Genomic DNA, 13,862 nt, shown 5'->3' with positions numbered 1-13,862 from the left:
GAGGGCGAAAACGTCGTGGCCGAATATTTCCGCGATGGCGAAGATCCGTTGTTCGGCATGGCGGCGCTGGTCGATGGCGGCTTTGCCATGGGGTCGGACCTGCCGCTGTTCGAGCCGGGGGAATCCGACTCGGGCGCGGTGGTCACGACCTCGACTGGCAAGAAGGCGACCGTGGGACCGAAAGCCAGCTTTGGCTCGGTGTCTTCGGGCGGGCTGTATTGATCTGATCGCGGGCGGGCGCGCGGCAGGCAAAAACGCCGCCCGGCGCGCCACAGCTCCCTTGCCCGTCCCGGCCCAAGCGGCTATCACCTCGCTCTGAGTTTACACTAACAATAAGGTTTCCCCATGCGCGCCGAGACGCAAAACACAGTCGAGGATATCCGCAAATCCCTGAAACTGCTGGCGCAGCGGATGAACTGGGAAACCGCCGAGTTTCGTCTGGAAGAATTCAACGCCCGCGTCGAAGACCCCGAGCTGTGGAACGACCCCGAGGGTGCGCAAAAGCTGATGCGCGAGCGTCAGGCGCTGCTGGATTCCATCGACACCTACAAGGGCATCAGCCGCGATCTGGACGACAATATCGAACTGATCGAATTGGGCGAGATGGAAAACGACGCTGACGTGATCCGCGAGGCCGAGGCCGCGCTGTCGTCGTTGCGCGAAACCGCCGCCGCCAAGGAACTTGAGGCGCTGCTGGACGGCGAGGCCGACGCCAACGACACCTTCCTTGAAATCAACGCTGGTGCCGGTGGCACCGAAAGCTGTGACTGGGCGTCGATGCTGGCGCGGATGTATGTGCGCTGGGCCGAAAAGAAGGGCTATAAGGTCGAACTGCAATCGGAAAGCGCCGGGGACGAGGCCGGGATCAAATCCGCCGCCTACAAGATTTCCGGCCACAACGCTTATGGCTGGCTGAAATCCGAAAGCGGCGTGCACCGTCTGGTGCGGATTTCGCCCTATGACAGCGCCGCGAAACGCCATACCTCGTTCAGCTCGGTCTGGGTCTATCCGGTGGTGGACGACAATATCGAGATCGAGGTGAACCCCTCGGACATCCGCGTCGATACCTACCGGTCATCAGGGGCGGGCGGTCAGCACGTGAACACCACCGACTCGGCCGTGCGGATCACCCATATTCCGACCGGGATCGTCGTGACCAGTTCCGAGAAATCCCAGCACCAGAACCGCGACATCGCCATGAAGGCGCTGAAATCGCGCCTGTATCAGATGGAGCTGGACCGCCGCACCGCCGATATCAACGCCGCGCACGAGGCCAAGGGCGACGCCGGTTGGGGCAACCAGATCCGCAGCTACGTGTTGCAGCCCTATCAGATGGTCAAGGACCTGCGCACCGGTCACGAGACCTCGGACACCAAGGGCGTGCTGGACGGCGATCTGGACGGCTTTATGGCCGCGACACTGGCGCTGAACGTCGCCGGGAAAAGCCGGGCCGAGGCACAGGGCGACGATTGATCCGCGCCCGGTAAAAAATAGCGACAGAGACACATTCCGTTTTGGTTGATTGATCGACGATTGCCGGTCATGCTCTGCCTGCCCGCTGGGCACGAGGGAGGACGAACCATGACCATGACGGATGCGCCGCAAGCATCGGCCAAACCGGAAATTCAGCTGATCAGCACATCAGACCTGTGGGCGGCGCTGAGCGCGGGATGGCGCGATTTTCTGGCGGCCCCGGTCTATGGCGCGTTTTTCGGCGGGTTCTACGTGGTTTGCGGTATCGCGCTGTTCTGGCTGACCCGCTGGACCGGGCAGATTTACTGGCTGGCGATCGCAGTGTTCGGCTTTCCGCTGCTGGGTCCGTTCGCGGCGGTGGGGCTGTATGAGGTCAGTCACCGGCTGGATCTGGGGCAACCCTTGGTCTGGCGCGAGATCGTCGGCGTGGTCTGGCGGCAGAAGAACCGGCAATTGCCGTCGATCTGCGCGATCATCGTGCTGATCTTTCTGTTCTGGTCCTTTATCGGCCACATGATTTTCGCGCTGTTTCTGGGCCTGTCGACAATGACCAATATCTCCAGCTCGTATGAGGTTTATCTGACCACCAACGGGCTGATGATGCTGGGCGTGGGGTCGCTGGTCGGGGCGGCGCTGGCGGCACTGATTTTTGCGATCACCGTGGTCGGTCTGCCGCTGTTGCTGGACCGCGAGATTGATTTCGTCACCGGCATGATCGTCAGCTTCCAGACCTCGCTCAGGAATATCGGCACGATGGCGCTGTGGGGGGTGATGGTGACGCTGTTGCTGTTCATCGGCATGGTGCCGATGTTCATGGGGCTGTTGCTGGTGCTGCCGGTGCTGGGCCATGCGACATGGCACCTGTATAAGCGCGCGCTGCACTAAGGCGGGTAGGGCGCTGAAACGACAACGGGCGCCACAAAGGGCGCCCGTCGAATCGTCTGGAACCCGGAGTATTGTTCGGTTTTTGCCGCCGGAGCCGCAGGTTTCTTGACCGGCTGGCCCTGACCCGACAGCGGGTCGTCCTGACGCTGAACCGAGCCCTCGAAATGGGCGCCGCTTTCGATTGCGATGGTCTTGTGGATGATGTCGCCTTCGACGCGCGCGGTCGAGGTCAGGCGGACCTTCAGGCCACGCACGCGACCGATCACCCGGCCGTTGACGACGATATCGTCGGCCATGATTTCACCGCGGATGGTGGCGCCTTCGCCGACCGTCAGCATATGGGCGCGAATGTCGCCTTCGACGGTGCCTTCGATCTGGATGTCACCGGTGGTGCGCAGATTGCCTTTGACGGTCAGGTCAGTCGACAGAACCGATGCGGGCGGCTTGGGCTTGGCGGCGGTGCTGACCGGCTTGTCCGCAAGCGGAGCCGATGGCATCGCAGGCTTGGCAGCCTCGGGCATCTTGGTCTTATCGGTTTCAGGGGCCTGTTTCGGGCCGGGCTCATTGATCCTGCTTTTAGAAAACATCTCTGGCTGCCTTGATATAAGTCATGGGATTAACGGGTTTGCCACCGACGCGCACCTCATAATGCAAATGGGTCCCGGTGGAGCGGCCGGAATTCCCCATATCACCAATCTGGTCCCCGCGCGAGACCCTTTGGCCGACCTTCACGCGAATTTTGGACATATGGCCATACCGGGTTTCAATGCCGAATTCATGTTGGATTTTGACCAGCCGCCCATATCCGGACGACCAATCGGCGTGGATGACGACACCATCGGCGGTGGCATAAATCGGGGTGCCATAGGCCGAGGCGAAATCGGTGCCCTCGTGCATCCGGCCCCAACGCGGGCCGAAACCGCTGGTGTAGCGGAACGAGGATTTCAGCGGAATTGCGAACGGGGTCTTCTCGGCGGCCAGACGATACAGGTTCAGCCGGTCAAGTTCCCTGAGAATGCTGTTGGCGCGCAGGCTGTCGGGGTCCAGCGGTTCTTCGCCCCGGCTGGAGATCGCGATCGGGGTCAGCGGGCCGCCCAGACCGGAATAACCACGCCGGACCTGATCCAGCAGCGTATCGGTGTTCAGACCAGCGGCGCGGAACATCTTGTCCAGCGGCTCGACCGAGATCGTCATCGCGTCTTCAAGCTGGCTGAAAATCTGATCGTTGCGGTTCTGCAAAAGCTGGCGGTCGTAATCCAGCGACGAGGCCAGATCATAGGCCTTGGCCGCCTCGGCGGCGACGGCGTCGCGCTCGGTCGCGGTCAGGTTCAAAGCGTCAGACAGAAAGCTGACAGTCTGGCGCATGTCTTCGATCCGGCCTTCAGGGGTGCGGGTCGATCCGGTCTTGCGCGACAGGCTCAGTTCCAGACCCGCGGCTTTGGCCAGGGCGCCATCGCGTTCGGTCATGGTGCGGCGCAGGGTGGACTGGATCACGTCGATGCCGGTTTCCAGTTCCTTGCGGCGATCCTCGGAACGCAGCAGTTCGGACTGCATTTTTGAGACTTCGGCCAGCGCAAGGGTAAAGCGTTTCTGAGCCTTCTGCGCCTCGCCCGCGCGCAGGTCGCGCTCAGAGGCAAGGTCGTTCAAACGTTGTTCATAAACCGCCTGTTCGCGCTGGGCCTGATCGCGCAGGCTGCCGGCGCCGATATTATCCATCAGCAGGATCGAGGTGGCGACGATGGTCCAGGCGACGGTCAAAGCACTGCCGACGAGGACCACAAGCTGAGTTTCCGAGCGCAGCCGGATAAAGCGCGTTTCGTGGTCGGACCGCAGGAACAATCGCTGTTCCGGCAGATACCGCTCGAGCGCGGCGTGCAACCGCAGGAAAATCGTCGTTTTCAAACCGTCTTGCCCCGTCAGACTTTTCTTTCGCGCGGCAAGGTCTGTCCCACCCCCGGCGCATAGCTCGCTTTGAATAGGCCAAACAGCGACAAGCCTGCAACAATTTTGACTTATTTAGTTTCGCGTCGGCGGATTAACGGAACATTTACTGGCGAAAATTCGCCGATTTAGACGCTGGCGGCTGATTCTGCGGCGTCTTCACCGGTCAGTGGCCAATAGAAATCGGGCGGCATCCCGGCCTCGGCGCGTTTTTCCTCGTTGAAGGGCGGTTTCAGATCGCCGGGGAAATAGCGCCGCACCAGCCTGTGAAACGCGTCTTTCGGGTCAAGGTTGTCGCGGCCGCACAGAAAGTGGAACCATTTCGAGCCATAGGCCACATGCGCGACCTCTTCGGCATAGATCACCTTCAACGCATTCACGACCTGATCGACGCCTGCTTTTTCAAACAGCGCGATCATGCCGGGCGTGACATCCAGACCGCGCGCCTCCAGCACCATCGGCACCACGGCCAGCCGTCCCATCAGGTCGCCTGCGGTATCCTCGGCGGCGCGCCACATCCCGGCATGGGCATCCAGCGCGCCATAATAGCTGTCCATCCCGGCAAGGCAGTCGCAGATCAGGTTGAAATGTTTTGATTCCTCATCCGCCGCCTTGACCCAGTCGTCATAGAATCCCAGCGGCATCGGCACATCGCTAAAGCGGGCGATGATGTCCCAATGCAGATCGACCGCGTTCAGTTCGATATGCGCCACCGCATGCAGGATCGCCAGCCGACCGTTGCGGGTATGCGGCCGACGGCGCGGCACGTCGCGCGGGTCCAGCAGCGCCGGCTTGGCAGGGCGGGCCGGGTGATCGGGCGGCGTGGCGGTGCCGATTTGGGGCGGCGTGCCCGCGGCCCGCGCAGCGAACCACGCTGCGGCATGGCGGCGCGACAGCGCGGTTTTTTCCTGCGTATCGGCGGTGCGCAGCACCTGATCGGCCATTTGCGCAAGGGAAAGATCGCTCACAGGGCGCGCACCGCGTCCAGAACCTCGGCGGCGTGGCCGGTGACTTTGACCTTGGGCCAGATCTGGGCGATCTGCCCGGCGCCATCAATCAGGAAGGTTGCGCGCTGAATGCCCATGTATTGGCGACCATACATGTTCTTTTCGACCCAGACGCCGTAAGCCTCGCACACGGCGCCGTCCTCGTCCGACAGCAGCGGAATGCCAAGGCTGTGCTTGGCGCAGAATTTCTCGTGCTTGGCGACGGTGTCGCGGGAAACCCCGAACACCCTGGCCCCGGCGGCGGCGAATTCATCCTTCAGCGCGGTGAAATCCAGCGCCTCGGTGGTGCAGCCGGGCGTGTCGTCCTTGGGATAGAAATACAGAACCACAGGCGCCGGGCGCAGGGCCGAAAGGGTGACCGTTTCGCCTCCGTCGCGGGGCAGGGTGAAATCCGGTGCGGTTTCGCCGGTCTGAGGCATCGAAGCTCCTTTCCTCTTTCGCTGACAAGCCCATATGATCTAGGGTCCAAGCGCGAGGATAGTGCCGCAGCCCGCAGAGGCAAGAGCAAGAGAGCGCCCTTTCGGCCCATGATGGATCAGAGCGAACCCCAACCCAAGCCGACCCAACCCAGCCCGTGGCGGCCCGGGCGCTTTGGCCTGTGGCTGATGATGACGCTGGCGGTGCTGGGCTGTGTGTTTCTGGTGGCGGTGATGTCGCTGACCGGGCGGGTGGTGATCCTGCCGGACTGGATGACCGCGCGGATCGAGGCGCGCATGGATGCGGCATTGGCGCCGATGGACCTGTCGCTGGGCCGCACCAAGGTGCGGTTTTCACGCGCGGGGGTGCCGCGGGTCTATTTCGCCGATGTTGGCGTGCGCGATGCCAGCGGCCGACCCTTGGCGCAATTGCCCGATCTGACCGTGACTCTGGCGACCGAGCCGCTGTTGCACGGGCAGATCGCGGTGCGGCGGGTGGCGCTGGATGGGGCGGAATTGGTTCTGCGCCGCAAGGCCGATGGCGATTTCGATCTGGCGCTGGGCGACTCGGTGCGCTCGGTCACCGCCGAGTCGATGGGTCAGGTTCTGGACAAGATCGACACGATCTTCGCGCTGCCGGCGCTGGCCTCGGTCGAGTCGGTCAGTGTCGAGGCGCTGCATGTCGCCTATGCCGACGCGCGGGCCGGGCGGTTCTGGCAGGTGCGCGATGGTCTGATGACGCTGGACCACACAGATACCAGCCTGTCGGCGCAGCTGTTCTTTTCGCTGCAGAATGAAAAGGGCACCCCGTCCGAGGTCGCGATGAGTTTCGAGACCCTCAAAGGTTCGCCCGAATCCAGCATCTCGGCCAATTTCAGCGACGTCTCCGCCAGCGACATCGCCACGCAATCGCCGGCGCTGGCGTTTCTATCGGTGATCGACGCGCCGATCTCGGGGGCGCTGCGCACCGGGGTGTCGGCCGATGGCACGCTGGCACCGCTCAGCGCCGCGCTGGAAATCGGCGCCGGGGCGCTGACCCCGCAGGATGGCACACCGCCGATCCGGTTCGATCGCGGCAAGGCTTATTTCAGCTATGACCCTGCCGCCAAGCGCATCACCATGGACGAGGTCTCGGTCAAGACCGACGCGCTGAGCCTGACCGCCGAAGGCCACGCCTATCTGCGGGACGAGGTCAACGGCTGGCCCACCAGCATGACCACGCAAATGCGGCTGCGGCAGGTGACGCTGACCCCTAAGGGCGTGTTCGCGGAACCGGCGCGGTTCAACGCCGGGGCGGTGGATTTCAAGCTGACGCTGGATCCGTTCACCGCGACGATCGGGCAGGCAGTGCTGACCGATGCCGAGGGCGCCGATTACAGCGGCTCGGGGCGGGTAACGGCGGGCGATCAGGGCTGGAACGTGGCGCTGGACGTGGCGCTGAACCAGATTGAGGATCAGCGCCTGCTGCAATTGTGGCCGGTCGACGTGGTGCCCAACACCCGGAAATGGGTGGCCGATAACGTGCAGGGCGGTCTGATCTTTGACGTCAAGGGCGCGCTGCGGCTGGTGCCGGGGGCCAGGCCCGTCGCATCATTGACCTATGAATTCCGCGATGCCGATGTGCGCTTTATGAAAACCATGCCGCCGGTGCAGAACGGCTATGGCTATTCGTCGATCATCGACAACAGCTTTACCATGGTGCTGAACAGCGGCACCGTTGCGGCGCCGCAAGGCGGCAGCGTCGATGCGGCGGGCACCGTGGTTCAGGTGCCCGACATCCGCCAGCGCCCGGCGCAGGGGCAGATCACGCTGCATACCGACAGTTCAATCGAGGCGATGCTGTCGCTGCTGGATCAGCCGCCGCTGAATATCCTGTCCAAGGCCGGACAGCCGGTCGATCTGGCCGAAGGCCGGGCCAAGGTGATTGCAAATCTGTGGCTGCCCTTTGTCAAAGGCACCCAGCCCAACGAAGTGCGCTATCAGGTCGAGGGCACGCTGAGCGGTGTGCGCTCGGACAAGCTGGTGCGGGGGCGGATTCTGACGGCGGATCAGCTGGAAATCCGCGCCGACACGCAGGAATTGTCAATCGGCGGCACGGCGGCGCTGGACGGGGTGCCGGTGCGCGGCAACTGGACACAAAAGATCGGCCCCGAGCATCGCGGCAACAGCACCGTCGAAGGCACCGTTACCCTGTCGCAACAAGCGGTAGAGGTGTTCCGCATCGGCCTGCCGCCCGGCAGCGTCACCGGGCAGGGGCTGGCCGATATCCGGCTGGACCTGCGCAAGGGCAGCCCGGCGAAATTCCGGCTGAGCTCCGATCTGAACCGTGTCGGCCTGCAACTGGACAGTCTGGGCTGGTCGAAACCGGCCAACAAGACTGGCAGTCTTGAGGTCTCGGGCAGTCTGGCGCAGCCGCCGGTGGTGGACAGTCTGGAATTCTCGGCCACCGGCCTGACCGCCACCGGCGGCGCGGTGCAGATGAAGGAAGACGGCACATTGAACGCCGCGACGTTTGAGCGGGTGACGCTGGGCGCGTGGCTGGATGCGCCGATCACGCTGGTCGGTCGCGGGGCCGATGCCGCGCCCGAGGTGCAGATTCTGGGCGGCGCGGTGGATTTGCGGCAAAGCCCGCTGATCCGCAGCTCGGCCCCCGGCAGTGGCACGGGAACCGGGCCGATCTCGGTCGCGCTGGACCGGCTGCGGGTGTCGTCGGGCATTGCGCTGTCCGGGGTGCGCGGCAACCTGACCACCACGGGCGGTCTGAGTGGCAAGCTGAGCGGCACCGTGGTGGGCGGCGCGCCGGTGACGATCACGCTGGCACCGACCGATCTTGGCACTGCCATTCGCGTGGTGTCCGATGACGCAGGCGGGGTGATGCGCGGCGCCGGTATTTTCGAGAAATCCAACGGCGGCACGATGGACATGCTGTTGGCGCCGCTGGGCACGCCCGGCGCCTATGACGGCAAGCTGGAAATTCAGCGCACCCGCGTCAAGGGTGCGCCCGCGCTGGCGGAACTCCTCAGCGCGATCTCGGTGGTTGGCATCCTTGAGATGCTGGATGGCGAAGGCCTGATGTTCAGCGAAGTGTCATCGCGCTTTCGCTTGACGCCCGAGGGGCTGGAGGTCAAACGAGGCAGCGCCGTCGGCCCGTCGCTGGGCATCTCGATGGCGGGGGTGATGGATTTCAAGACCAACGGGATCAACATGCAGGGCGTGATTTCTCCGATCTATGTGCTGAACGGCATCGGCCAGATTTTCAGCCGCCGTGGCGAGGGCCTGTTCGGGTTCAACTATGACCTTAGCGGTGATGCCCGTGCGCCGAAGGTCAGCGTCAATCCGCTGTCGATCCTGACCCCGGGCATGTTCCGCGAGATTTTCCGCCGCCCGCCGCCGGGGTTGCCGCAATGAAGCTGTCGGATTTCGATTTTGATCTGCCCGAAGACCTGATCGCCACCCGGCCGGCCAAGCCGCGCTCGTCCGCGCGGATGCTGGTGGCAAAGGGCGACCAGATCCGCGATTGCCATGTCTATGACCTGCCCGAATTTCTGCGGCCGGGGGACCGGTTGATCCTGAACAACACCAAGGTGATCCCGGCCCGCCTGTTCGGGCGCCGCGCCCGGATGACGCCGCAGGGGATGGTCGAGGCCAAGGTCGAACTGACGCTGCTGGAACCGCGTCCCGGCGGGCGCTGGGCGGCACTGGCGAAACCGCTGCGCAAGCTGAAAGAGGGCGAAACCGTGGTGTTCTCGGACGCGCTGAGCGCCACCGTCGACCGCCGCGATGCCGAGGGCGTGGTGCTGTCCTTTAACCTGACCGGCGCCGATTTCGACGCGGCGCTGGCCGAGGCCGGGGCCATGCCGCTGCCGCCCTATATCGCCGCCAAACGCCCGGCGGATGCGCAGGACAAGCAGGATTACCAGACGGTGTTCGCCCGTCACAGCGGCGCGGTCGCCGCCCCCACGGCCAGCCTGCATTTCGACGAGGCGCTGCTGGCGCAACTGCGCGATAAGGGCGTTCAGTTCACCGAAGTCACCCTGCATGTCGGCGCGGGCACGTTCCTGCCGGTCAAGGTCGATGACGTCAGCCAGCACAAGATGCACGCCGAATGGGGCGAGGTCACCCAGACCGCCGCCGAGCAGATCAACGCCACCCGCGCCGCCGGGGGCCGGATCATTCCGGTCGGCACCACCGCGCTGCGGCTGATCGAAAGCGCCGGGCGCGAAGATGGCACCATCGCCGCCTGGACCGGCGAGACCGATATCTTCATCACCCCCGGCTATGACTTCCGCATTGCCGATGCGCTGATGACAAATTTCCATTTGCCGAAATCCACGCTTATGATGCTGGTCTCGGCCCTGATCGGGGTCGAGCGGGTTCGGACGATCTATGCCCATGCGGTAGAACACCGGTATCGGTTTTTCTCGTATGGCGATGCGTCGCTGTTGATCCCTTAGCCGCCGCTTTCCGACGCCGATGCGTCGCCGGCGGCGCATAGGGGCGGGCGGCAGAATGCTAGAGCAAAACTCCGACCCCTATGGAGGCGCGCGTGTTTCAAGTTCTGGCCAGTTCATGGGCCTTGCTGCTGGGTGTGCTGTTGCTGATGATCGGCAACGGCCTGCAAGGCACGTTGCTGGGCATACGCGGCGGCATCGAGGGGTTTTCCACGCTGGAAATCTCGCTGGTGATGTCGGGCTATTTCCTTGGCTTTCTCGGGGGGTCGCGCCTGACGCCCGAGATGATCCGCCGGGTTGGCCATGTGCGGGTGTTCGCGGCGCTGGCCTCGTTCATCTCGGCGGCGCTGATCCTGTTTCCGGCCTTTGCGCATCCGCTGGCATGGATCGTGCTGCGGATCGTGGTCGGGTTCTGCTTTTCCGGGGTCTATGTCACCGCGGAAAGCTGGCTGAACAATTCCGCCAGCAATGAAACCCGCGGGCAGGCGTTATCGCTGTATATGATCGTGCAGATGCTGGGGCTGGTGGCGGCGCAAGGCATTCTGGGCTTTGGCGATCCGTCCGGGTTTATCCTGTTCATCGTGCCGTCGGTTCTGGTGTCGATTTCCTTTGCGCCAATCCTGCTGTCGGTCGTGCCGATCCCGGCGTTCGAGCGCACCGCGCCGTTGTCGATCAAGCGGCTTTACAAGATTTCGCCGCTGGGCTGTGTCGGCACCTTCCTGCTGGGCGGGGTCTATTCGGCGCTGTTGGGGATGGCAGCGGTTTACGGCGTGCAGGCGGGGCTGGAGCTGAAACAGATCTCGGTCTTTATCGCGGCGATGTTCGTTGGCGGGCTGTTCCTGCAATATCCGATCGGCTGGCTGTCGGACCGGATGGATCGCCGCCACCTGATCTTTGGCGCCGCTGTCGTCGGGGCGTTGGGCGCGGGGCTTGGGCTGCTGCTGGGCGGCAATTTCTGGGCGCTGGTGGCGGCCTCGGCGGTGATTGGCGGTATGACCAACCCGCTGTATGCGCTGGTGATCGCTTATACCAACGACTTTATGCCCCCTGAAGACATGGCTGCGGCCTCGGGCGGGCTGATCTTTCTGAACGGGTTGGGCGCGGTGGCCGGACCGCCGATCACCGGCTGGATGATGAGCCAGACCGGCCCTGGCGGGTTCTTCCTGTTCATCGGCTGCCTGATGACGGCGCTGGCCGGGTATGCGGTCTGGCGGATGACGCAACGGCCCTCGCCGCAGGTCGATCACACCGGGGTTTATACGCCGGTCTATCCGGGCGCATCGCCGGTTGCAGTCGAGGTCGCACAAGAGGTTTTTGCCGAGGGCGTGGTCGATGCGGCCGAGTTGGATTGAGGCGCACTCTCTCTAATTTTCTTGCGGGAAGGCACGAGTTCTGAAACGCTCGGCTGTAGGGCAGGAACGAGGGAGGCAACAATGCAAACGCCTGAGGATGTGATCCGGTTTTGGCTGGACGAAGTCGGGCCGACCGGCTGGTATGCTGGCGGCGAAGAGCTGGATGCGAAGGTGCGGGATCGCTTTGGCGATCTCTGGGCCGAGGCGCATGCCGGCGGATTGCACAAGTGGCTGACCGATCCCCGGGGCACGCTGGCCTATCTGCTGGTGACCGATCAGTTCCCGCGCAACATGTTCCGCAACGATCCGCGCGCCTTTGCCACCGATGGGATGGCGCGGGCTGCGGCCAAGCACGCCATCGCGATGGAGTTCGATCTGCGCATTCCCGAACCCGCGCGCGAATTCTTTTACATGCCGCTGATGCATTCCGAAATGATCAGCGATCAGGACCGCTGTGTGCGACTGATCATGATCTCGATGCGCGAAAGTGGGCCGGACAAACTGTTGCATGCGCGGGCGCATCGCGAGGTGATCCGCCATTATGGGCGTTTCCCGCATCGCAATGCTGCCTTGTCCCGTGAGAATAGCGCAGAAGAGGAAAAATACCTGTCCGAGGGCGGGTATATGCGGTTTGTCGAACAGCTGCGGGCCGCTTGATCGCGGGAAGGCGCGATGATCTTTGTATCTAAGTTGCTGTAATCAGTGTGATATGTTGGTGAGATTTGGGATAGTTTAATCATTAAACACTAAATTTCAGGCCCAACCATAGCGACTTGAGCGTGGCGAAAATTAAAGGGGTGGCGTGGCGGGTAAACCGTGAAAGCAGGCAGAAATGGCGCGTGGCATGGCGGGTTCGGCACGAAAGTGTTGAATTTTGAAAAATAATAGTTTAATGCCACAACAGTTCTGATTTGGAGGAGGGGCCGATGGCTGCCAAGAGTTTTGATCTGATCGTAATCGGCGCCGGTCCGGGGGGCTATGTTGCGGCGATCCGCGGGGCTCAGTTGGGCCTGAACGTGGCGATTGTTGAGCGCGAGCACATGGGCGGGATCTGCCTGAACTGGGGCTGTATCCCCACCAAGGCTCTGCTGCGCAGCTCGGAAGTCTTCCACCTGATGCATCGGGCCAAGGAATTCGGCCTGAAAGCCGATAACCTGGGCTATGATCTGGATGCGGTCGTGAAACGCTCGCGCGGGGTTGCGGCGCAGCTGTCCGGCGGCATCAGCCACCTGATGAAAAAGAACAAGATCACCGTGGTCATGGGCGCGGCGACGCTGCCCGCCAAGGGCAAGGTGTCGGTCAAGACCGACAAGGGCACCGAAGAGCTGACCGCCAAGGCGATCGTGCTGGCCACCGGTGCCCGCGCCCGCGAGTTGCCGGGGCTCGAGGCCGACGGCGATCTGGTCTGGACCTACAAGCATGCCCTGGTGCCGCCGCGGATGCCCAAGAAGCTTCTGGTCATCGGCTCGGGCGCCATCGGGATCGAGTTCGCCAGCTTCTACAACACGCTGGGCGCCGAGACGACCGTGGTCGAGGTGCTGGACCGCATCCTGCCGGTCGAGGACGCCGAGATTTCCGCCTTCGCCAGAAAGGCGTTCCAGAAGCAGGGCATGACGATCATGGAAGGCGCCATGGTCAAGCAGCTCGACCGCGGCAAGGGCAAGGTGACGGCACATGTCGAACATGGCGGGAAAACCGGAAAGATCGACGTCGATACGGTGATTTCGGCGGTTGGAATTGTCGGAAATGTGGAAGGGCTGGGGTTGGAGGCGCTGGGCGTCAAGATCGACCGGACCCATGTCGTCACCGATGCCTTCTGCCGCACCGGGGTCGAGGGGCTTTATGCCATCGGCGATCTCGCCGGCGCGCCGTGGCTGGCTCACAAGGCCAGCCACGAGGGCGTGATGGTCGCCGAACTGATCGCCGGCAAGAAGGCCCATCCGATCAAGCCGAACACCATCGCCGGCTGCACCTACTGCCATCCGCAGGTCGCCTCGGTCGGCCTCACCGAAGCCAGGGCCAAGGAAGCCGGCTACGAGGTCAGGGTCGGCCGTTTCCCGTTCATCGGCAACGGCAAGGCGATCGCGCTCGGCGAGGCCGAGGGGCTGGTGAAGACGGTGTTCGACGCCAAGACCGGCGAACTGCTCGGCGCCCACATGATCGGCGCCGAGGTGACCGAGCTCATCCAGGGCTATGTCGTGGGCCGCACGCTCGAGACGACCGAGGGCGAGCTGATGGAGACGGTCTTCCCGCATCCGACGCTTTCGGAGATGATGCACGAGGCGGTGCTCGACGCTTACGGCCGGGCGCTGCATATCTGACTGCGGGCCTTCGCCG

12 protein-coding genes are annotated in these 13,862 nt (G+C 63.4%); 8 read left to right on the top strand and 4 right to left on the bottom strand.

Translation table 11 applies throughout. From position 1 onward, the window contains the following. From ABYW26_RS02850 to ABYW26_RS02840, 3 genes are all read left to right on the top strand, one after another. On the top strand, positions 1–222 hold a 222-nt coding region (locus ABYW26_RS02850), incomplete at its 5' end, for a hypothetical protein (protein WP_372603252.1). A gap of 123 nt (positions 223–345) precedes the next feature. Beyond that, the gene (gene prfB, locus ABYW26_RS02845; RefSeq protein ID WP_372603250.1) at positions 346–1,473 is read left to right on the top strand and encodes a peptide chain release factor 2; all 1,128 of its coding nucleotides are present in this window, start codon (positions 346–348) and stop codon (positions 1,471–1,473) included. A gap of 114 nt (positions 1,474–1,587) precedes the next feature. Further along, positions 1,588–2,358: a DUF2189 domain-containing protein gene (locus ABYW26_RS02840; protein WP_372603255.1), complete on the top strand. Its 771-nt coding sequence runs from the start codon at positions 1,588–1,590 to the stop codon at positions 2,356–2,358. Here ABYW26_RS02840 and ABYW26_RS02835 read toward each other — a convergent pair. The 4 genes from ABYW26_RS02835 to bcp form a co-directional block, all read right to left on the bottom strand. Continuing rightward, positions 2,355–2,945: a polymer-forming cytoskeletal protein gene (locus tag ABYW26_RS02835; protein WP_372603249.1), complete on the bottom strand. Its 591-nt coding sequence runs from the start codon at positions 2,943–2,945 to the stop codon at positions 2,355–2,357. The two genes, ABYW26_RS02840 and ABYW26_RS02835, sit on opposite strands and share 4 nt — an antisense overlap. Then, positions 2,935–4,260, bottom strand: coding sequence for a DUF5930 domain-containing protein (locus ABYW26_RS02830; RefSeq protein WP_372603247.1), 1,326 nt, complete (start codon positions 4,258–4,260; stop codon positions 2,935–2,937). Before ABYW26_RS02830 ends, ABYW26_RS02835 begins: the two co-directional genes overlap by 11 nt. A gap of 167 nt (positions 4,261–4,427) precedes the next feature. Beyond that, positions 4,428–5,243: a ferritin-like domain-containing protein gene (locus ABYW26_RS02825; RefSeq protein ID WP_372603253.1), complete on the bottom strand. Its 816-nt coding sequence runs from the start codon at positions 5,241–5,243 to the stop codon at positions 4,428–4,430. Positions 5,244–5,263: 20 nt separating this feature from the next. Continuing rightward, positions 5,264–5,725: a thioredoxin-dependent thiol peroxidase gene (gene bcp / locus ABYW26_RS02820; RefSeq protein ID WP_372603246.1), complete on the bottom strand. Its 462-nt coding sequence runs from the start codon at positions 5,723–5,725 to the stop codon at positions 5,264–5,266. Positions 5,726–5,833: 108 nt separating this feature from the next. On the opposite strand from bcp, the gene ABYW26_RS02815 reads away from it, so the two are divergent. The 5 genes from ABYW26_RS02815 to lpdA all read left to right on the top strand — a co-directional run bounded on the left by ABYW26_RS02815 (position 5,834) and on the right by lpdA (position 13,846). Further along, the gene (locus tag ABYW26_RS02815) at positions 5,834–9,130 is read left to right on the top strand and encodes a DUF3971 domain-containing protein (RefSeq protein ID WP_372603245.1); all 3,297 of its coding nucleotides are present in this window, start codon (positions 5,834–5,836) and stop codon (positions 9,128–9,130) included. Further along, the gene (gene queA, locus ABYW26_RS02810) at positions 9,127–10,176 is read left to right on the top strand and encodes a tRNA preQ1(34) S-adenosylmethionine ribosyltransferase-isomerase QueA (RefSeq protein WP_372603244.1); all 1,050 of its coding nucleotides are present in this window, start codon (positions 9,127–9,129) and stop codon (positions 10,174–10,176) included. Before ABYW26_RS02815 ends, queA begins: the two co-directional genes overlap by 4 nt. Positions 10,177–10,268: 92 nt before the next feature. Then, on the top strand, positions 10,269–11,525 hold the full coding sequence (locus ABYW26_RS02805) for an MFS transporter (protein ID WP_372603242.1): 1,257 nt from the start codon (positions 10,269–10,271) through the stop codon (positions 11,523–11,525). A gap of 81 nt (positions 11,526–11,606) precedes the next feature. After that, on the top strand, positions 11,607–12,182 hold the full coding sequence (locus ABYW26_RS02800; protein ID WP_372603241.1) for a DUF924 family protein: 576 nt from the start codon (positions 11,607–11,609) through the stop codon (positions 12,180–12,182). Positions 12,183–12,451: 269 nt separating this feature from the next. Beyond that, positions 12,452–13,846, top strand: a complete 1,395-nt coding sequence (lpdA, locus tag ABYW26_RS02795) for a dihydrolipoyl dehydrogenase (RefSeq protein ID WP_372603240.1) — start codon at positions 12,452–12,454, stop codon at positions 13,844–13,846. Positions 13,847–13,862 lie beyond the last annotated feature (16 nt).

Source organism: Actibacterium sp. (genome assembly GCF_041584535.1).
GTDB lineage: Bacteria > Pseudomonadota > Alphaproteobacteria > Rhodobacterales > Rhodobacteraceae > Actibacterium_D.
This window is presented reverse-complemented; position numbering and strand designations above follow the sequence as displayed.

Excerpts from the sequence above, each read along its gene's own strand:
- prfB (WP_372603250.1), top strand. The coding sequence starts at position 346 with ATGCGCGCCGAGACGCAAAACACAGTCGAGGATATCCGCAAATCCCTG.
- ABYW26_RS02840 (WP_372603255.1), top strand. The coding sequence starts at position 1,588 with ATGACGGATGCGCCGCAAGCATCGGCCAAACCGGAAATTCAGCTGATC.
- ABYW26_RS02835 (WP_372603249.1), bottom strand. The coding sequence starts at position 2,945 with ATGTTTTCTAAAAGCAGGATCAATGAGCCCGGCCCGAAACAGGCCCCT.
- ABYW26_RS02825 (WP_372603253.1), bottom strand. The coding sequence starts at position 5,243 with ATGGCCGATCAGGTGCTGCGCACCGCCGATACGCAGGAAAAAACCGCG.
- bcp (WP_372603246.1), bottom strand. The coding sequence starts at position 5,725 with ATGCCTCAGACCGGCGAAACCGCACCGGATTTCACCCTGCCCCGCGAC.
- ABYW26_RS02815 (WP_372603245.1), top strand. The coding sequence starts at position 5,834 with ATGATGGATCAGAGCGAACCCCAACCCAAGCCGACCCAACCCAGCCCG.
- queA (WP_372603244.1), top strand. The coding sequence starts at position 9,127 with ATGAAGCTGTCGGATTTCGATTTTGATCTGCCCGAAGACCTGATCGCC.
- ABYW26_RS02800 (WP_372603241.1), top strand. The coding sequence starts at position 11,607 with ATGCAAACGCCTGAGGATGTGATCCGGTTTTGGCTGGACGAAGTCGGG.
- lpdA (WP_372603240.1), top strand. The coding sequence starts at position 12,452 with ATGGCTGCCAAGAGTTTTGATCTGATCGTAATCGGCGCCGGTCCGGGG.